Consider the following 17,958-nt stretch of genomic DNA (forward strand, 5'->3'; position numbering starts at 1 on the left):
GTGATTCAAGTGGAGCAATTCAATTATAAAAAGTCAGCAGAGATCCTCGCCTTATCGGCCAGCATGACGGATTTCACCTACAAAAAGCATTGCCACGAAGAATACGCCGTCGGCGTTACCCTGCGCGGCATTCAGCAATATACACTGGACGGCAGCTTCCAGGCTTCGCATAGGAATGGGGTTATGCTGTTCAACCCGGAGCAGATTCATGACGGCAGCTCTTATGACCGGGAGGGCATCGACTACGTTATGCTGTATATCAAGCCTGACCTGATAGCAGAGCTTCTGGGCCAACAGGAACTGCGCTTCACCACTCCGATCGTCTATGACAGTGAGCTGGCACATTGCATCTGTAACCTCAGTCACGCTGTCCAGAGCGGGGCCGACGAGTCACTTAGCAGCGAGCTGCTTATCCGGCTGGTCAACCGCTTGTCCCATACGGAAATACAGACGCCGCGGCGGATTAACAATGCTTTTGTCAACAAAGCCAAAGAAATGATGTACTGCAGCCTGGACCAGGTACTGAAGCTCGACGACCTCGCGCGGGAGTTCAATCTATCCAAATACCAGTTCATCCGCGAGTTCAAAGCCCATACCGGAACCTCTCCCTATCAATTCTTCCTGAACTGCAAGGTCGAACACGCCAAGCAATTCATCGAGAAGAACAGGGACATCTATTCCGCAGTGGCTGAATTCGGCTTCACGGACCTGACCCATCTGAACCGGCATTTCAAAAGTGTGTATGGCATCACGGCTTATAAGTATAGGCGGCATTTGCAAAATTAAGCGGGGGCCCGTTAAAAAGATCTCCTGTTGAAGCATTCCAATAAAGAAGGGCTGCCCTCGTCATTTTCATGACTTGGACAGCCCTTCTTTATTATCCTACACTTGAATGGTTCACCTGCTTGAACCCATTGTCCCGCTCCCCCGGACATCTGTAATAACCTTGGTTGCAATAATCTTCCCGGCCTGATCCAGTCCTTCAATCTCGAACGGAACGCCCGCAGTTGCCGGCTGAAAAGCAAACCAGATCGTCCGGCCGGATGCCGCCGTAATCAGCTTCGCTTCGGATTTGTCCGTCCCGGCTTCCTTCTGCTTAACAATAATTTTCTCAATGGCCGGGTCCAGCAACTCTCCGAATACCATGGGAAACGGCGTGGAGACCTGCTCTATTTCAGGTACCCTCATATAATTCATAGCCGCAAGGGAAGGCTCTTCTCCGGGTCCATACCCTGCTCCCCAGACCCACTTCCATCCAAGCCAAGTTTTGCGGACATACTCTACCTGAAGATCGCCGCCTTCCTGCTGGCCTGACTGGGTAAGGAACACAAGCGCTCCCCTGCCGACAGTCTCCTCATGCACCACCGTCATGGAGTCAGACTCTCGGAACAACCGTACGGCTTCCTCCGGGCTGCCGCCAAGCGGAATCTGGAGGGTCTGCTCCAGTCCTAAGGCTTGCGACATCCGCCGGTCAGACCAGCCGCCTGGTTTTTCATACATATATAATAAGATATAGAGTACCACTACTGAAGCAAGAATCACTCCGGCCGTTATCCCCCATCTACGGGTAGTTTTCATCTCTGTATACATCCCCAATCCAAAGTGTTTACGCTTACAATGGCTTCCATCTAACTATAGAATATTTCCGGTCAGATTACAAAAGTACCCCTTCAGCAAGCTGTAAACATTTATTTATTTCATGCAAAAAGCCAGCAGACTAGGCTCCAAGTGGGCCTTCATCTGCTGGCTTATGTCATTCACATCTATGCTATGAATTATATTATTTAACTTCAGTAGCTCCGGTTACTTTACCTTCAAGCACAGCCGTTGCCTTCACATCTTCGCTGGAGAAGTACAGGTTGCCGTCGATTGTAGCATCCTTGTACACGTTGAAGCCGTTAGCTTCTACATATACATCACCTTTGATCGTACCGCCTTGAACGCGGAAGTTCTCGCTCTGTACAGTTACCTTCGGTGCTGTAAGGGTGTAAGAAGCTGTAACTTTGTGGTCTGCATCCTGTGCGTACAGGGCCAACTTACGGTAGATTGGCTTAGCTGTATCGTTCTTGTCGTGGAATTCACCTGCCACCACTACATCCTTGTCCACGGTCAGATCGTTCAGCACTGCAACAATCCAGGTTCCCTTGTCGCTTACTGCACTAATGAAAGCATCTGCCTGATTTACGATTGAAGCGGATGTTACTGCATCTGCCTTTTCTGTAGCTGCTGGTGCAGTTGTCGCTGCTGCCCCTTTGTCTGCATTGTTTTTATCCGATCCACAACCCGACAACAATGCTACCGATACCCCTGCTACTACTAATACTTTGAATAATTTCATTTTAATTCCCCCTGTTTCTTTAAGTTAACTTTATTATATATTAAAATTTTATGAATACAACGTGATAATTTTCACGAAATTGTGTCTTTTTTCACAAACATTCATATTTACTCTCTCAACGTATCCTCCCACTCCTCTCTAAGTAGCCCCATTCGGATAGAATCATAGAATATTCCGTTATAATAGCGGCATTTTCTCAGCCTGGCCTCCATCGTCATGCCCAGCTTCATTCCTGCTTTCATCATGCGCTCATTGCCGGACCAGGTGGTGTAGCCGACACGGACTAGCGGAAGGCTAGTAAATAAATGACCGATCCACAGCTTGAGAGCTCTGGTCCCGTAACCGCTGCTCCAATAGACAGGCTCATAGATGACAATCCCCATCTCCAGCCAGTATGACGGCTCATGCTCCCAGTAGTAGCTGACATCGCCTATAACAACGCCCTCTACTTCTATTACCCAATTGTTCACACAGCCAATAATTTCGGCTCGCTTCCCGCAATACTCTTCCCAGGAGATACGCTTATGTTCATAATAAGGCGCATCCCATTTCTTCCATTCCGGCGCTTCCTCTTTATACACAAGCTCCCACAGCCTGGGCAGATCGCCTTCAGCTATTGGCCGAATCAGCAATTCATGATCCTGAACCATTGATACCCTCCGTCCAGCTAATATTTCACATACTGATATTATATTAACTGAAGTGCTGGAGCGGTTGCCGGTATTGAACAATTTTAATTAAGGAATACAGAATGTACAGGCTACTGTAAACTTTTCACGGAGCTTAGCGTTGTATAGGGGAAGGGGGCAAGACATGGCCAAAGAAACCATTCATCACTTTCTGCAGCAAGCGGGAACTTTGCTATACCGGTACTTGAGGAAACGCGGACTTGCCCGCGAGGACGCTGAAGATATCGTTCAGGACACTTGTTACAAATATCTGGTCTATCAGGACGGGATCGGCTCCAAGCAGGTTATGGGCTGGATGTTCCGTGTCGCGACGAATCAGTTCTATGACCTTAAGCGAAAAGACAAACGCCATCCTACGGTTGATGCTGACGATATTCAGCTTCTTTCCTTGACCCATCTGCCGGAGATCCAGCTGCTGAGGAGGGAAACCGCACAGACGATCCGCGACACACTGGCTCTGCTCTCTGAGCAGCATCAGGAGCTGCTAATCCTCAAATATGAGTTGAATCTGACCTACAAGGAGCTCTCCTCCCTCTACGGTATGAATGAGAATACGCTCAAGACACATGTCACACGCGCCAAAAACAAATTCATCAAACATTATAAGGAGGGCATTTAAATGGAACAGAATCAGGAGCAGGACCCGTTTATTCTCGGAGGGAAAAAGACTCAGCAGCTCATCAGAAAAGCCAGACTCCGTTCCACCCTGAAAACCATTGGAATCATTGTAGTTGTGACCCCGGTTATACTTGCCGTTATCTGGTATGGCCTCTACCACTTGAGACTGAACCAGGGAGACAAGGTACAATCTGAAATTCTCTGGAAAAACGAGATCAGCGCCCCTAATGTTCATCTCAGCAACCAGTCGTTGAAATTGGATAGCTTTGGAGGCGAAACCTACAACCAGACTTACAAATGGCTAGGAAATAAACCTTATATTTGGGAGACCATCGAGGAATCCTATAATTTATGGGGCCGCTCCACCGGAAGATACGGCGCATCTGGAGCAATTTCGCCGCCGGAAAAGCTGCGCCCTTCCTCCTCATATCCCCGTTACAACTCTGCTACTGGTGACCGGGAAATGGTCTTTTATCATCCTGAGATCCAGTATGATTCGTATGAGGACAGCATCCGTCTGCTGAAGCAGCTCGGAGACGATACTTTGGTGGAGCTGGCCTTGTCTTTTGACCATGCCTACACGCTGGATGAGACGCAGAAGCTTCTGCCTGCCGGGGTACAGCCTGTCTGGTTCTGGGCGGATGCCTATACTCCCTCGTATAAAAAATACCTGAAAGAAACGCGCCAGACCATCGCAGCCGATTCGATGATCATCTACGGATTCCATGGAGAGCAGTTTGCTCCCTACGGCGGTGTAGACTCCTTCATTAACAGTGTCGAACAGCTGCGGAAGCAGGGTAAGAACTTCACCTGGGAAGCAGATCAGGTTCATGAGAGCCTGGCCGGGGATAATGATATTCTGGAACCGGGCGATATTACAGTTATTGGTGTAGTCGTAACCGGTACTGCTAAACAGCTGGAAGCTCTGCAGAATCAGGCTTATATTAAAGGCTCCACCTTCGGTGTCGTCTCTAATGCAATAGCGCTTCCTAACTAAGCTGCGGCTATTAGAGATCTCTCGTCAAGGCGAAGCATGAATTGGACATCCTTGCATTAGATTGAGATAATACAGGGAAATCCATCAAAGGTGGTGTATGCAGATGCCGGCAACCTGGACATTTCATGCTAACAGAATCAGAGTATCCCCTTACTGCTAACTAATCATTTACAGGGGGAATGAACAGTGAGAATTTCTGAGCGGTTATTGAAGCAATATCTGAAGCATGTGTACTGGATCTGTGGAGGACCCTGCGGGGGTAAAAGCACTATGGCAGAGCTGATATCAACCAAGCGGGGAATGAATTTCTATTCTTCCGATGAGCATGCGTTTGAATATAAACAGCTCGCTAATCCGCAGGACCATCCGGCTATTCTAAGGTATTTCGTAGACTGGGAATGGTATTTCCTCGGTCAAGGCAACGACAGGAATCAGTGGCTGGTCTCTGCGGCGGAGGAAAGCATTGAATTCATCCTGCTGGAGCTGCTGCAGATGGGTAACAGCAAGCCGATAATAGTCGATACGGATATAGCCCCGGAGTTCCTGAAGAGTATAGCCGATACTAGGCAGATCGTGTACTTATATGCGGAGGATGAATTGATTCGCCGGGATTACTTCAACCGGGATCATCTGCGGGGAATGCTGGATCTCTTCCCTACCCTGTCAGACCCGGAACGCGCCAAGCGCGAGACACTGGACGGAATCATTGCGAATACCCGCAAATCTCTACAGCAAGCAAGACAGCAGCATGTCCAGTATTATATAAGAAATGCCCGGACCACCAAAGAAGAGATGCTCACCAAGATTGAGGCGCATTTCGGATTAGCATAATTGCTGGTTCCCCCCCTTCAAGAGCCTTTCCCAGATGATGAGGGGAGTTGTTCATTCGGGCGTTTGGCAAGGCGTAACGGACTGAGGAGCACGTAATCCGGGTAAAAGTAACCTCTCGGGCAAAGGAACGGACCCCATGGAGCTTATTCTTGGAATTTCTACTCTTAAACCTCTCGTAGAGAGACGATAAGGTCCACTCTGTCCGTTAAACCGCAAAACGTGGTGTTTCCGGGGAATAAGGTCTCTCAGGTCCGTTAGGAGCAAACTCGGCCGGGCGGCGTAGTTCCGTGGTGGCCGTATATATTACCGAAAGGATAATTCCTCTATGAACTTGTCCACACTATCGGCTTCGCTTGCGCCGCTGAAGCTGCGAAGCTGTCTGATTCAGCAGCAAGGCAAGCTGATCTTCGAGCATTACCGGGATCAGCAGACGGCATCCGAGCTGGCGAAGATCAATTCCTGTACCAAAAGCATACTCTCCGCGCTAATCTGCATCGCCATGGACCAAGGTCTGCTTCCCGGCCCTGCGGCGCCGCTCCGCGATTTCTTCCCGCAGATCCGGCGCGATGCAGATCCGCGCAAGCAGGACATTACGCTCGAACAGTTGCTAACGATGTCCGCTGGCTTTCGCTGGAAGGAGTTCGGCGGGGCCAACTCCTTCCCGAAGATGACCCGCACCCCACACTGGGTGAATTATGTGCTGGAGCAACCGCTGGCGGATGAGCCGGGCACCCGGATGGAATACAATTCAGGAATCTCGCAATTGCTGTCTTCCATTCTGGTACAAGCCACAGGACAGAGCACAGCCAGCTATGCCGAACAAGTTCTCTTCGGGCCGCTCGGCATCCGGGACTATGACTGGGAATCGGACCCCCAGGGTATCCATACCGGCGGCTTCGGGCTGAAGCTGCGGCCAGTGGACCTGCTGAATTTCGGACAGCTCTATTTGCAGCAGGGAGTATGGAAGGATTCGCAGATCATCTCCGGCAGATGGACTGCACGTTCGGTACAGCCAGTCATGCACACGGAGCCTCCCCGCCACGGCGGCTACGGCTGGCACTGGTGGACAGATGCCCTGTCCTGCAGCTCAGCAGCCGGAGAATCCAGTTTGGTAGACTACTATTACGCCCGCGGGTATGCCGGACAATTCATATATGTAGTGCCGGAGCTTCAGCTTGTCACTGTGCTGACCCAGGATAACAAGCGCGGGAAGAATAATCCTCCGGCAGATGTGTTCCGTGACTATATCGTACCTTTACTGGGATCTATTTAAGCTTGCGCCTGATTGATGTGGGACTCCCGGGCAAGTCCCGGGGGTCCATTATGTACATACGCACAAATCCCCGCTGCCTAATTGCTTAAGGCCCGGGGATTCATGTGTTGATTACGCTATTCAATTCAATCATTTCCTCCAAGTAACAAAAGCCATATCCCTGACATGGTGATTGTTCTCAATTTCATGTTTCCTTCATGCTTCCGTGTTGCCCGTTCGCTCCATTTCGGAGTGTTGCTCCATGTCATGCATATGGGGTGGATTCCCGCGTACACGATTTCACGAAAAACGTTTTCACGGACGTTTTCCCTACTGTGATGAATCGCAGTTGTACGCTTCGCTAACCTTTTTCATTGGAATCACGCTCTTTCTTCCGCAAGAACCTTCTCTTGCTTCAATAATTAGCTTCGTTCTTCTTCCAATTTAAAGATTTGCTTCTTGGGTTCCCGCATACCCACGATCTGCCAGAAGATGTTATCATCCACCTTCTTCATCAGCAGCCGATTCCGGCATGCTTCGCTAACGCTAGTACATCGGGGCTCTCTCCTTTCCTTCATTCATTGCTAAATTTAGGAATGAGACCATCACCTGCGGTACCACTTGTAATGCTTGGGGCTCTTGTTGCTGTGGTTCCTGCTGTGGTTCCTGTGGTGATGTCTACATTATACCTGAGATATACTTAAATTTAAACTTTCAAAAACCTGCATATCCCCGCAGAATCTGCGATATTTCAGGAGGATTGTAAATAAAGTGCCTATCTCTAAAAATTGCTTCGTTTACGGATTATTTACTCCCGTTAGCTGCTTAATATCTTGTATGCGCTATCATTTTGCCGGAAAAATATCGGCCAGACTGAAGATTTCTCCCCCAGACTGGCCGGTGTGTCTATAGGTTGAGACGATTATTTCTGTGCTTACGGATTAATACCATGAGCAGATAAATTCCATAGACGAGATACAGAATATTAAGAATAGAGACGATTAGTACCTCACGCTCCAGATTCTCAATGCTGACCATGGCCAGTGCATCGTAAATAAAGTGGAACGCGATCAGCGGAACAATATTCCGGCCTGTCTCTATCAGCAAAGCGAGCACACAGCCCAGCAGCAGCGCATTGATAACCTGGAGAAGCGTATGTATAAGATCATTTCCGCCAAAGGCGTTAGCCATATGCAGAACCCCGAAGAAGATGGACGAGAATATAATATAGAAGAACGGTCCTTTGAATCTCAGATAATTCCAGATCACTCCTCTAAAAATAGCCTCCTCGGTGTAGCCTACCAGCAGCGTCATAACGATGATGCTGATCACTTCAGGCGCCCCAAGCTCTACATTGATTCCATTCATCAGCGGCTGGGCAACCGCAATAAGGAGGAGTGGGATGTAGAACAGCACCGCTCTGGACGGCTTGCTCTCCAGCTTGCGGAAGCCAAAGCTGACGAGCGAGGAATCCTTTCTTTTCATATAGAGGGTTACAATAATACCCATAACCAGGAAGGCGCAGGCTTGGGCATTCCGTATCCCCATGTCGCCGAACTCCATAATCGTGGCTACAGCGGAAGCAACGGATACAACCAGGGTCAGGACCACTCCCCATACCAGCGAGTAAACGAGCGGGCGTCCTTGTGCAGCAGTGTTTTTCATTTCAGATCTCCTTTATAGTAGGCTAACGTATTGCCGCTTCAGGACAATAATGGATTAATTGTATGTTATGATGCCAAATTATACGATATCTATATAATCTTCCAGTGGGCAATGTGGTCTGTACATGCTATAATCTCTGAATCCCGCAATGAGAATGGAACAACAACATGAACAGTCCTATCAAAATCTTCAAAGTGACCGTGCAGCTGGAAAAGGATACCTATGGCCTTGAGGTTAATCATTGGCGTCTGCTGGTGGAAACGAACCGCTATTACGAGATAAAGCCGGAGAGCGGACCGGTAAAACGGATCTACAAAGAAAAACTGAATACGGTAGTGGATGACACCAAATCTTATACAGACGGCTATCTGGCTTGTTCAGCGTTCTGTAACGAGGACCGTATAGATGATATGCATACCGAAATGCTGCATACGCTTCAGGTTAAGATCAAGGCGTATATGGCCGAGCTTCATTTGAACCAGCAGGCCATTGAGCTGCAGTTCAAGAGCCCAAGGTCTTTGAGAAACTGGAAGTAGACCTCTCTCTCTCTCCTTCGACTAAAACCCAAAAAACCGGAAGGGCCGCAGGCTGCTGCGACTTTTCCGGTTTTTTGGCCTAGCCTGCGGCAATGGGATGTAATCAATGGCTAACAAGATAAGAGGCATCCAGAATCAGAGCGACCCGGCCATTGCCCAGGATCGTTGCCCCGGACAGATGGTTCATCGTTCCCAGATACGCGCCTAGGGACTTGATGACCACCTCCTGATTGCCGATGATCTCATCGACAGCGAACGCAGCGATCCGGTCAACAGACCTTACAATCACAAGCGGTATTGTCTTAGAGCGGCGCTCTGTACGCGGATAATGCAGCTTGTCTCTGAGCCAGGAGAGCGGAACAATCCGCCCGTGGTTGATGATCGCCTGCTCCCCTTGAACGACCTGAATCTCTTCGGGGGAGATCCGCACAATCTCGGCCACATTATACATCGGGAGGATCAGCACACACCCGGATACATTAACCAGCAGCCCCTTGATAATAGCGAGTGTAAGCGGCAGGCGGATCGTGAACAGAGTGCCTGCCCCCGGCTCGGTCTGGATATCTATGATTCCGTTGAGACGTCCGATCTGACTGCGGACGATGTCCATTCCCACACCCCGCCCTGACACTTCGCTGACTTCGGAGGCCGTGGAGAAGCCCGGCTCGAAGATCAGGCTGACGGCTTCCTGCGCGGATAAGTACCCTGCCTGCTCTTCTGTGATGATGCCTTTACTGAGCGCAGAGGCTGTAATTCGGGCGGCATCGATGCCCTGTCCATCATCCTCCAGACGAATTACCACCTGATTCTCCTCATGAAAAGAAGTAAGCGTAATCCTGCCCTTCGGAGCTTTGCCCTGCTGCACCCGTACCTCCGGGCTCTCAATGCCGTGATCGGCGCTGTTGCGGATCAGATGGATTAGCGGATCACTCAGCTCTTCTATGATCATCCGGTCCAGCTCGGTCTCGCCTCCCTGAATCTGCAGTTCAATATCCTTGCCCAGCTTCTGGGCCAAATCCCTGACCAGCCGCGGAAAACGGTTAAACAGCTGATCCATCGGCAGCATCCGGGTCTTCATGACCCCTTCCTGAAGCTCTTTGATAATCCCGCCCATATGATCTGATATGGAGCCGATATCAGGCAGAACCTTTGCAGGATCATTCCGTTGTCCCGCAGTGCTCAGATCGGCCAGAGAGGTCTGCTCGATCAGCAGCTCTCCCACCAGGTTCATTAAATGGTCCAGCCGCTCTACACTCACCCGGACCGTTGACTGTACCTCATGGGACTTGCCCTTGCCCGTAGTAGAGGACGAAGATTCTGTCAGCACCGGTACTGACGTGGTCTGGATGTCAGTACCGGCAGCAGGTTCGGGCACGAACGGTGTAATGACAATACTCTCGACATCTGTCTCCCCTGCCAGCTGCTCGGACACCTGCCGGATCTCGCGTGGAGACGCTGCCACTACAGCAAACTGGCTGTAGCGTACATCTTCATCGGCTCCAGGCGCTGGCGGCGGTGCTAATGCAGTAGCGATCACTGGCCCGCAGACCTCTTCTATACGCTGCAAAAGGATATAATGCCGGGCCGCCTTCATCTGGCAGTCCTCTCTCAGGGTAACTACAAGGGCCAGCAGCGAATAGCCCGCTGCCACGGCCTCTTCCGCCTGTAGCCGCTCCGCTGCATCTAAGACCGGAAGCCGGACCGGCTGCGCTTCGGCCGGCTTATTAATCAATGCCTTGATCTCCGCAACCACTGCGCTGCAATCTGTGAATTCCCCGCCGCTGACATATTGGCTGCGCAGCAGCTTCATGGCGTCCAGCGCCCGGAAAAGCGTGTCGATCAGAATGCCGGTAATCTCCGGCTTCTTCTCCCTCACCCATTCCAGCGCATATTCCACCTCATGCGTGAGATCGCTCATCTCGCGGAAGCCCATCGTCGATGCCGAGCCTTTGATCGTATGGGCTGCCCGGAATATCGTCTGGATCAGCTCTGCGGTCGGAGCATGCTCCAGTGCGAGCAGCGACTGGTCGATCCGCTCCAATTGCTCATTCAGCTCTTCTATAAATATATCGCGGTAGGCAGACAGTTCCATCATCATTGCTTGTTCCCCTTTTCACCCGCCCAATATTTCTTCGAGCTTCAAAATGCCAACCAGCTGATCATCCCGTTGACCCACTCCGTGGAACACCGCATCACGTCCCCGGCTATGTCCGCCTGTGGGGGGATGAATTTCGGTATACGTAGTCACTTTGTTCACCTTGTCCACAATGAGTCCGACGAATTCCTGCCGGTAGTTGACAACAATAATTCTTGTATTCCGGGTGTATGGCTCATCAGCCATACCGAGCAGATTGCGCAGGCTCATTACACAGACCACTTTCCCGCGCAGATTGACTACGCCCTTCACTTCATTCCGGCTGAAGGGGATATCTGTAATGCTGAGCATTTTGATAATCTCATGAATTTCTTCTATACGTATGGCACAGGTCTCGGCTCCTACAGCAAGCTCGATATATTGTTCCTTCTGTAAGGATGACATAACTTCACCTCGGTCTGTAGGATTAATGAGTTTTGAAGGCGGCAGCCGACTGGGCTAAGTCCTCAGATAACAGAGCCAGAGCCTGGCAGGTAGCTGCCGTCTCCTCAGAAGCCGCTGCAGACTCCTCGCTGGAGGCGGCAATGGATTGAACCGAGCTCATCACCTCAGCAGCCTGGGCGGATTCCTCTTCGCAGGCCGCAGCAATCTCATTAACCTTAAGCGAAGAATTGTTCACCATACTTATAATTTGTTCAAAAGCCTGGCTGGTCATCGAAGACTGCTCCACACTCTCCGCTACCGCCCGGACGCTCTGCTTCGTATTCTCCTGCATCACCTTGATGATCTTCGTAATCTCCTTCGTGGCATCGCTGCTGCGTTCGGCAAGCTTGCGGACCTCGTCCGCCACCACGGCGAAGCCGCGCCCCTGTTCTCCGGCACGCGCCGCTTCAATCGCAGCATTCAGGGCCAGGAGATTGGTCTGCTCGGCGATATCGTCGATCACTTCGATGATATCCCCGATTTTGCTGGAGTCGTCTTCAAGCTGCTTCATCTGGTGATTAACGGTCTGCATCCCCTGCAGCGAAGTCTCCACCACATATCCGCCTTCCCGGGCGGTGCGGACGGTATCATTGGAGAGCTCTGCTGCTTCCTCGGCACTGGAGGCAACTGAATCAATAGCCAGCGACAGCTCCTTGAACAGCTCGGTAATATTGGTAGCGGCTGCCGACTGGTTCGTACTGGTCCCGGCAATCTCCTGGGTGCTTGCTGAGATCTGTTCGGAAGAGGCGGCTACGCTCTGCGAGTTCATCACAATTCCGTTGATCAATTCCTTCAGGTTATCCACCATCCGGTTGAGTGCCGCCGCCAGCTGTCCTACCTCATCCTTGGTGGTAATATCCGATTGTATCGTCAGGTTGCCATTAGCCACCTCGGTGGTCACATATAGCATCTTCATCAGAGGTCTGGAGATCGACCTTGCGATCAGATAACCAATGATAATACTGAGGATGACAGCCGCTATGACCACTGATATCGTAAGGGTGAACGCTGAAGAATAGGCTGACTGTGAATGGTTGTTCGCTTCCTCCGCCAGTTCAACATTCGCCTTGATCAGACCATCCATATTACTGAGCACCTTCTCCCCCTGTACGCCCAGCTTTGTGGTCAGAAAGGTATTAAATGCCGCTACATTGTCCTGACCCGCCAGAACCAGCGCCTCATCAAACAGCTTTTCATAGATTTCATATTCTTTGTCAAAAGCAGCCAGCAGCTCTTGCTCCCGTACTGTAGTCGCAAGCGGCCGGTAGTTTTCCATCTTCTGTACAATATCCTGACGGCCAGACGCAATCTTGTCCCCATAATCGGCAATCTTGACGGCATCCGTGGTGTTGCTCATATCCCGCGTATAGACCTGGTTAAGCTGATAGCTGATCTCGGCGGCAGACAGATCTCTGACGGAAATCAGGTTATTGCTGTACATCTCTTTCATATTCAGGTTGTTGCTGCGCAGGGATAAGACCGAATAGACTCCAAGTCCTGCCAGGATTAAAGAGACGATCAGAAAAGCAGAGACAATTTTTGTGGCTGTTTTCAAGTTTCCGAACCATTTCATGTGGCTTCCCCCTGTAGTTAACATCTTAGCGTCCTTCTGGTCGGCGTTATTCTTACACTCCCCCATCAGCCGACGGGACATCTTTAGCTATATTTCGACATTTTATACTAAAAAATTAATATCATAAATTTGAAATTGCATATTTTTTTCGTTGACTAAAAAGGATTTTACCCCTTTAGAAATACACTCATTAGCCGCTTTACAGCAGCAGCCAGATTCTGCTTGACAGAACATAGAATTAAGTTATAAATAAACATAATTAGCAATGGATTCAATCCATCTATTATTATCCTTAGCGAAAAGAGGCCTGCCATGTCAACAAAAGTACCTGTGGCCGAAAAACTGGTGTTCACAGGCGGTCTGCTGGGCCAGAATATGCTGTACAGTTTTATGTCGATGTACATATTGTTCTTCTATACGGATCTGCTGGGGATTCCGGCTACTACAGCCAGTGTCATTCTGGTGGTGGCGAGCATTGTGGATGCTTGTCTTGACCCGCTTATGGGCATGATTACCGACAAAACACGCTCCAGATGGGGCAAATTTCGGCCTTATCTGCTGTTTGCCCCGTTCCTTATCGCGCTGGCGACTATCGTCTGCTTCTGGGACTTCGGCGGATCTCCCATCCTGACACTGGTGATTGCCACCGTATCCTATCTGCTCTGGGGAATGCTGTACACGGTCTGTGACACACCACTCTGGGCCTTGTCGTCCGTAGTCTCCACCGATCCGGGTGAACGTACCTTATTTGTCACTTTAGGCAAAATCGGCGGAACGCTCGGCGCGGTCGTCATCACCGTTGGCGGAATCCAGCTTCTGCTCGCCTTCGGCGGTGAACGGACTACTGAGGCTTATCTGTATTCAGCAATCATTATCGGGGTCATTGCGGCGCTGTCGATCTTCCTGACCGGAGTGCTCACCAAGGAACGGGTGGTTCCTTCCGCTGAGACCATTTCGTTCCGCCACAACCTGCAGACGGTGTACAAAAACAAGCCGCTGCTTACCCTGCTCGCCTCGCTGTTGATTATCAATCTGGTGAACGGCATCAGGCAGAGCATTCAGCTCTATTATGTGGTCTATGTCTGGGGGGATGCGGGGTATGCCACACAGGTCGGAATCGCCCTGGTGGTCGGTATGCTGCTGGGGATGATCGCTACTCCGCCGCTGTTGCGCCGCTTTTCCAAGAAGAAGGTGTTCATTGTCTCCTGCATCCTGGGAAGCATCGCCTGTATCCTGCCTTACCTGCTGGGTGACCATAACGTAATGAACACCCTAGTGTTCTTCGCGGTCAGCTTCTTCTTCTCCGGCATGACTACCATTGTAAGTACTTCGATGCTGCTCGATACGATTGATTATTCGGAATGGAAGCTGGGCTTCCGGGGCGAGGGCATTGTGTTCTCCACGAACACCTTCATTACCAAGTTCAGCGGAGCAGTGTCGCGGATGATTATCGGAGCCAGTCTCGGCCTGCTCAGCTACGTGGAGAATCAGCCGGCTACGCCGAGACTCCAGCACGGCCTTAGCTTCGTGATGTTCCTGCTGCCCGCACTCTGCTTCCTGGCCGCTATTCTGCCGATTCTCTTCTATAATATAACGGAGAAGCAGCGGGTGCAGATCCTGAGCGATCTGAATCATGGCCGGTCAATGTAGTGGGGCTGGCGGGAGGATGCTAGCGGATGGAGGAGAGATGATGGCGGGGAGATGCTTTTCCCTGATTGAATCGTTCATGGTCAGGGGGGCGGCTGGGTGTAACGGACTCAGTTGCGCTTATTTCTGCCAAAAGCTACGATTGGAGCAAGTTACGGACTCCACGGCCATTATTGCCGGATTTTCCGCGCCGTAACATTGATTATGTAGCAAATAAGGGCCAAACTGTACCCTTACCACAGATTAATAAGGAGGTATTTGGAATATGGATATATCCACACTAGCGGCGTTGATGTCCCCTCCAGATCTTAGCGGGTGCCGGACGGTATTATGTATACAACCGCACCCGGACGATAATGAGGTGGGCATGGGTGGCACGATCGCCGCATTCGCTGAGAGGGGCTGCGAGATTCACTATCTGACGATCACGAACGGAGATTTGGGCGCGGTGAACGAGCATGTGTCTTCCGCCGAGATCGCAGCGATCCGTGCACGTGAACTGGAAGCTGCCGGACGGTCGCTGGGAGCCACGGTGTTCCACCAACTGGACCATGGAGACGGTACACTGGAGCATATTCCGGCGCTGGCGGGAGAGATTGCTGAGGTCATCCGTACTGTGCGGCCGGATGTGATCTTCTGCCCTGATCCGTGGCTGAGCTATGAGGCGCATTATGATCATATCGTCACAGGCAGAGCCGCCGCCCAGGCGCTTCTGTCGTCCGGTCTCCCCCTCTATCCGAGGGGGACAAGCACCCGCCCCTGGCAGCCACAGGCGATTGGGTTCTACTTCACCTCCGAGCCGAACACGGTAATAGACATTACCGCCCACTTCGAGCAGAAGTTCGACGCTATGGCTCTGCACCGCAGCCAATTCAGCGAGGAGATTCTGGCCATGTACCGGATCTATTTCCGCGAGCAAGGCCGTCAGCTTGCCGAAGGCAGGGGCTTCGGGCTGGGGGAAGGCCTGAAGGTGTTGTCACCGCTGCACCTGCACTGCTTTGTGGATGCACGGCGGATTTGAGGCTTTCCCATGTAACGCAAAAGAGCAGCAATCCCCCATAGGGAGATGTGCTGCTCTTTGTTAAACGGGAAGCTCGGACAAACGGTAGTAAGGGATGTTCAATCGCGGCTTGAAACCCAGCTTCTGCGCCAGTCTGTAAGAGCCCACATTCTCCAGACGGCAGCCCCATACCGGCTCCAGTCCCTGCTCCAGACAGTAATCGATTAACCTACAGCACACTGAGAAGGCAAAATGCTTTCCCCGGTGACCCGGTGCCGATTCAATTCCAATCTCCAGCTGATCCGTTGTCCGGTAAGCCGAGAATGCACTGGAGGCCTGCTCTCCCTCCCACAATAAAGTGTATCCTTTGCCTGAAGCCAGGAAGTGCTCCGCGTCACGCCAGAAATACCGGGGAATGACCGCACCCTCCTGCTCGCCGAATCCTTCACCGTTCATCTGGACAATCTCCGCATCCTGCCGGAACCCTTGCGCCTTCGCACGGTTATAGACCTCCGGGTCGAACGTGAAATTCACCCGGGTCTGTATGTACATTCTGCGTGAATCCTCCGCATCAAGCTGTGCATTATGCTCAGTAAGCATAGCTTCAATCAGCGGGTCCCAGCCCCCTGCGGGATCAGCCTGCAGCCATTCTGCTGAATGCCGGTGCCCCGTCTTGTTCGTAATATAGTCAGATAAGCTGCGGTTAAACTCCTCATTGCCCGAATCCCCATAGACCAGCGACATCCCGTATTCATGAGCCACATAGAAGCTGCGGGGGTTATCTACAGAATCCACATACACACTGCCTGTCGTCTGCCCGCTCAGAACTCCTTCAGCGAACAGCGTGTTGATCTTGACTTCCTTTAACAGCGGCCAGGCAAGGGCGTAATCCCGGCTGTCTAGCTTCAGCATGTTTATCTCCTCTCCTCCCATTATATATTTTCTACTTATTATACCTTACTATGTCACCCATAGAGGAATGAATGTTATAATACACTCATTGTCATGCGAATGACTTGAATCCTGGCTCAACCTGAAAGGAAACGACCTATGATTAATACTATTCCCGAAGTGAATTTCAGTGCTTCCCCTTACTATAATCCCGGCCTCAAAAATGTAGTCATCCTCGCCACCGGCGGTACCATTGCCGGCAGCGGCGAAGCTCATAAAACCTTGAATTACGAGCCCGGCGCCCTGCCCGTGCAGGATCTGCTGGATAGTGTACCGCACCTGGAACGGCTGGCGAATTGCGCCGGGGTACAGGTCAGTAATCTGTGCAGCGCCGATATTACCAGCGAACACTGGCTTACCCTGGCAACGTACATTAACACGCTTGCCCTACGGGAGGATGTGCACGGATTCGTCATCACCCACGGCACCGACACCCTCGATGAGACGTCTTACTTCCTGAACCTGGTGATTAAGACCGACAAGCCGGTAATCATTACCGGATCTATGCGCCCGGCTACCGCAATCAGTGCCGATGGACCCCTGAATCTGTATCAGTCCGTAGCACTGGCGGCGAATGCCGAGGCTTCCGGCCAAGGCGTGATGGTTGTGTTTGCTGAGGGCATCTATAGCGGGCGGGATGTACAAAAGGTGAACACCTTCAAGGCCAACGCCTTCGATGAGCGCGATTTCGGCTGCCTGGGATATATGCGTGACAGCCATGCCTTCTTCTATACGCGCACCTTGAAGCGGCATACCACCGCAACCCAGTTCGATGTATCTGTTATGCAGGAGCTGCCGGAAGTATCCGTAGCTTATTTCCATGTGGATGCCAATCCCGGGATTCTGGATTATCTGGCCACGATCTCCAAGGGGATTGTGATTGCCGGTGCAGGCGGAGGCATCTACAGCAAGCCGTGGATTGATAAAGTCGGCGAGCTGAAGAATAATAATATCCCTGTTGTCCGCTGCTCGCGGATTTCCAGCGGAATTACACTCAAGGATTCCTACATTGATTTGTCCGCCAATTCCATTCCGTGCAACAGCCTGGTCCCGCAAAAAGCCAGAATCCTGCTCTCCCTAGCTCTGACGCAAACCACCGGCTACGATGAAATAGCCGCAATGTTCAACGAGTATTAGACGCTGCCGGTTTTAACCACAAGCTGGATGAAGCAAATTAAGCCAGGCACTCCCTGTATTTCACAAAAGCAGGCCAAGGAATCTCTCCCTGGCCTGCTTTTTCTTTTCAGATCTATTTAGTACAGCGTAGCTGCCGATTCCGGTGT

Annotated in this window: 17 protein-coding genes; 9 read left to right on the forward strand and 8 right to left on the reverse strand. The window is 51.2% G+C overall.

The annotated features are described in order from the left end of the window. Window positions 1-9 precede the first annotated feature (9 nt). The gene (locus ACFSX3_RS28475; RefSeq protein ID WP_209992626.1) at window positions 10-786 is read left to right on the forward strand and encodes a helix-turn-helix domain-containing protein; all 777 of its coding nucleotides are present in this window, start codon (window positions 10-12) and stop codon (window positions 784-786) included. 111 nt (window positions 787-897) lie between these two features. On the opposite strand, the gene ACFSX3_RS28480 is transcribed toward ACFSX3_RS28475, so the two are convergent. The 3 genes from ACFSX3_RS28480 to ACFSX3_RS28490 all read right to left on the reverse strand — a co-directional run bounded on the left by ACFSX3_RS28480 (window position 898) and on the right by ACFSX3_RS28490 (window position 2,988). Further along, the gene (locus ACFSX3_RS28480) at window positions 898-1,578 is read right to left on the reverse strand and encodes a hypothetical protein (protein WP_209992627.1); all 681 of its coding nucleotides are present in this window, start codon (window positions 1,576-1,578) and stop codon (window positions 898-900) included. A 202-nt stretch (window positions 1,579-1,780) separates the two neighbouring features. Next, window positions 1,781-2,338 (reverse strand): hypothetical protein, encoded by a 558-nt coding sequence (locus ACFSX3_RS28485; protein WP_209992628.1) that lies wholly within the window; start codon window positions 2,336-2,338, stop codon window positions 1,781-1,783. 107 nt (window positions 2,339-2,445) lie between these two features. Then, window positions 2,446-2,988 carry a GNAT family N-acetyltransferase gene (locus ACFSX3_RS28490; protein ID WP_209992629.1) on the reverse strand — a complete coding sequence of 181 codons (543 nt, stop codon included), beginning with the start codon at window positions 2,986-2,988 and terminating at the stop codon, window positions 2,446-2,448. Between the two features lie 163 nt (window positions 2,989-3,151). On the opposite strand from ACFSX3_RS28490, the gene ACFSX3_RS28495 reads away from it, so the two are divergent. From ACFSX3_RS28495 to ACFSX3_RS28510, 4 genes are all read left to right on the forward strand, one after another. Then, a complete protein-coding gene (locus tag ACFSX3_RS28495) occupies window positions 3,152-3,646 on the forward strand; it encodes an RNA polymerase sigma factor (protein WP_209992630.1) in 495 nt (164 codons plus the stop codon). Then, the gene (locus tag ACFSX3_RS28500) at window positions 3,647-4,642 is read left to right on the forward strand and encodes an anti sigma factor C-terminal domain-containing protein (protein WP_209992631.1); all 996 of its coding nucleotides are present in this window, start codon (window positions 3,647-3,649) and stop codon (window positions 4,640-4,642) included. A gap of 186 nt (window positions 4,643-4,828) precedes the next feature. Then, a complete protein-coding gene (locus ACFSX3_RS28505) occupies window positions 4,829-5,473 on the forward strand; it encodes a hypothetical protein (RefSeq protein WP_209992632.1) in 645 nt (214 codons plus the stop codon). 325 nt (window positions 5,474-5,798) lie between these two features. Further along, the gene (locus ACFSX3_RS28510; protein WP_209992633.1) at window positions 5,799-6,746 is read left to right on the forward strand and encodes a serine hydrolase domain-containing protein; all 948 of its coding nucleotides are present in this window, start codon (window positions 5,799-5,801) and stop codon (window positions 6,744-6,746) included. Window positions 6,747-7,631: 885 nt separating this feature from the next. Here ACFSX3_RS28510 and ACFSX3_RS28515 read toward each other — a convergent pair. Beyond that, on the reverse strand, window positions 7,632-8,390 hold the full coding sequence (locus tag ACFSX3_RS28515; protein ID WP_209992634.1) for a CPBP family intramembrane glutamic endopeptidase: 759 nt from the start codon (window positions 8,388-8,390) through the stop codon (window positions 7,632-7,634). Window positions 8,391-8,557: 167 nt separating this feature from the next. Here ACFSX3_RS28515 and ACFSX3_RS28520 point away from each other — a divergent pair, with 167 nt between their 5' ends. Further along, window positions 8,558-8,926, forward strand: a complete 369-nt coding sequence (locus tag ACFSX3_RS28520) for a hypothetical protein (protein WP_209992635.1) — start codon at window positions 8,558-8,560, stop codon at window positions 8,924-8,926. A gap of 103 nt (window positions 8,927-9,029) precedes the next feature. Here ACFSX3_RS28520 and ACFSX3_RS28525 read toward each other — a convergent pair whose 3' ends face one another. Genes ACFSX3_RS28525 through ACFSX3_RS28535 form a run of 3 tightly spaced genes read right to left on the reverse strand, consistent with a single transcriptional unit; the run spans window position 9,030 to window position 13,077 of the window. Next, complete coding sequence (locus tag ACFSX3_RS28525; RefSeq protein ID WP_379256256.1) at window positions 9,030-11,024, reverse strand: chemotaxis protein CheW; 1,995 nt, start codon at window positions 11,022-11,024, stop codon at window positions 9,030-9,032. A 15-nt stretch (window positions 11,025-11,039) separates the two neighbouring features. Beyond that, a complete protein-coding gene (locus ACFSX3_RS28530; protein ID WP_209992636.1) occupies window positions 11,040-11,465 on the reverse strand; it encodes a chemotaxis protein CheW in 426 nt (141 codons plus the stop codon). Window positions 11,466-11,487: 22 nt separating this feature from the next. Further along, entirely contained in the window at window positions 11,488-13,077 is a 1,590-nt protein-coding gene (locus tag ACFSX3_RS28535; RefSeq protein ID WP_209992637.1) for a methyl-accepting chemotaxis protein, read from the reverse strand. A 312-nt stretch (window positions 13,078-13,389) separates the two neighbouring features. Between ACFSX3_RS28535 and ACFSX3_RS28540 the strand changes: the two genes are divergently transcribed. Beyond that, window positions 13,390-14,727, forward strand: a complete 1,338-nt coding sequence (locus ACFSX3_RS28540) for an MFS transporter (RefSeq protein WP_209992638.1) — start codon at window positions 13,390-13,392, stop codon at window positions 14,725-14,727. A 262-nt stretch (window positions 14,728-14,989) separates the two neighbouring features. Further along, window positions 14,990-15,745: a PIG-L deacetylase family protein gene (locus ACFSX3_RS28545; protein WP_209992639.1), complete on the forward strand. Its 756-nt coding sequence runs from the start codon at window positions 14,990-14,992 to the stop codon at window positions 15,743-15,745. 60 nt (window positions 15,746-15,805) lie between these two features. On the opposite strand, the gene ACFSX3_RS28550 is transcribed toward ACFSX3_RS28545, so the two are convergent. Next, complete coding sequence (locus ACFSX3_RS28550; protein WP_209992640.1) at window positions 15,806-16,636, reverse strand: GNAT family N-acetyltransferase; 831 nt, start codon at window positions 16,634-16,636, stop codon at window positions 15,806-15,808. Between the two features lie 138 nt (window positions 16,637-16,774). Here ACFSX3_RS28550 and ACFSX3_RS28555 point away from each other — a divergent pair, with 138 nt between their 5' ends. Beyond that, the gene (locus tag ACFSX3_RS28555; RefSeq protein ID WP_209992641.1) at window positions 16,775-17,812 is read left to right on the forward strand and encodes an asparaginase; all 1,038 of its coding nucleotides are present in this window, start codon (window positions 16,775-16,777) and stop codon (window positions 17,810-17,812) included. Window positions 17,813-17,958: the final 146 nt, after the last annotated feature.

Origin of the sequence: Paenibacillus rhizoplanae, from assembly GCF_042684125.1 — a bacterium.
Classification (GTDB): Bacteria; Bacillota; Bacilli; order Paenibacillales; family Paenibacillaceae; genus Paenibacillus_AQ; species Paenibacillus_AQ rhizoplanae.

What these genes read in the sequence shown, in the direction of transcription:
- ACFSX3_RS28480 (WP_209992627.1), bottom strand. Translation starts at nt 1,578, where the DNA reads ATGAAAACTACCCGTAGATGGGGGATAACGGCCGGAGTGATTCTTGCT.
- ACFSX3_RS28485 (WP_209992628.1), bottom strand. Translation starts at nt 2,338, where the DNA reads ATGAAATTATTCAAAGTATTAGTAGTAGCAGGGGTATCGGTAGCATTG.
- ACFSX3_RS28490 (WP_209992629.1), bottom strand. Translation starts at nt 2,988, where the DNA reads ATGGTTCAGGATCATGAATTGCTGATTCGGCCAATAGCTGAAGGCGAT.
- ACFSX3_RS28495 (WP_209992630.1), top strand. Translation starts at nt 3,152, where the DNA reads ATGGCCAAAGAAACCATTCATCACTTTCTGCAGCAAGCGGGAACTTTG.
- ACFSX3_RS28500 (WP_209992631.1), top strand. Translation starts at nt 3,647, where the DNA reads ATGGAACAGAATCAGGAGCAGGACCCGTTTATTCTCGGAGGGAAAAAG.
- ACFSX3_RS28510 (WP_209992633.1), top strand. Translation starts at nt 5,799, where the DNA reads ATGAACTTGTCCACACTATCGGCTTCGCTTGCGCCGCTGAAGCTGCGA.
- ACFSX3_RS28515 (WP_209992634.1), bottom strand. Translation starts at nt 8,390, where the DNA reads ATGAAAAACACTGCTGCACAAGGACGCCCGCTCGTTTACTCGCTGGTA.
- ACFSX3_RS28520 (WP_209992635.1), top strand. Translation starts at nt 8,558, where the DNA reads ATGAACAGTCCTATCAAAATCTTCAAAGTGACCGTGCAGCTGGAAAAG.
- ACFSX3_RS28525 (WP_379256256.1), bottom strand. Translation starts at nt 11,024, where the DNA reads ATGATGATGGAACTGTCTGCCTACCGCGATATATTTATAGAAGAGCTG.
- ACFSX3_RS28530 (WP_209992636.1), bottom strand. Translation starts at nt 11,465, where the DNA reads ATGTCATCCTTACAGAAGGAACAATATATCGAGCTTGCTGTAGGAGCC.
- ACFSX3_RS28535 (WP_209992637.1), bottom strand. Translation starts at nt 13,077, where the DNA reads ATGAAATGGTTCGGAAACTTGAAAACAGCCACAAAAATTGTCTCTGCT.
- ACFSX3_RS28540 (WP_209992638.1), top strand. Translation starts at nt 13,390, where the DNA reads ATGTCAACAAAAGTACCTGTGGCCGAAAAACTGGTGTTCACAGGCGGT.
- ACFSX3_RS28545 (WP_209992639.1), top strand. Translation starts at nt 14,990, where the DNA reads ATGGATATATCCACACTAGCGGCGTTGATGTCCCCTCCAGATCTTAGC.
- ACFSX3_RS28550 (WP_209992640.1), bottom strand. Translation starts at nt 16,636, where the DNA reads ATGCTGAAGCTAGACAGCCGGGATTACGCCCTTGCCTGGCCGCTGTTA.
- ACFSX3_RS28555 (WP_209992641.1), top strand. Translation starts at nt 16,775, where the DNA reads ATGATTAATACTATTCCCGAAGTGAATTTCAGTGCTTCCCCTTACTAT.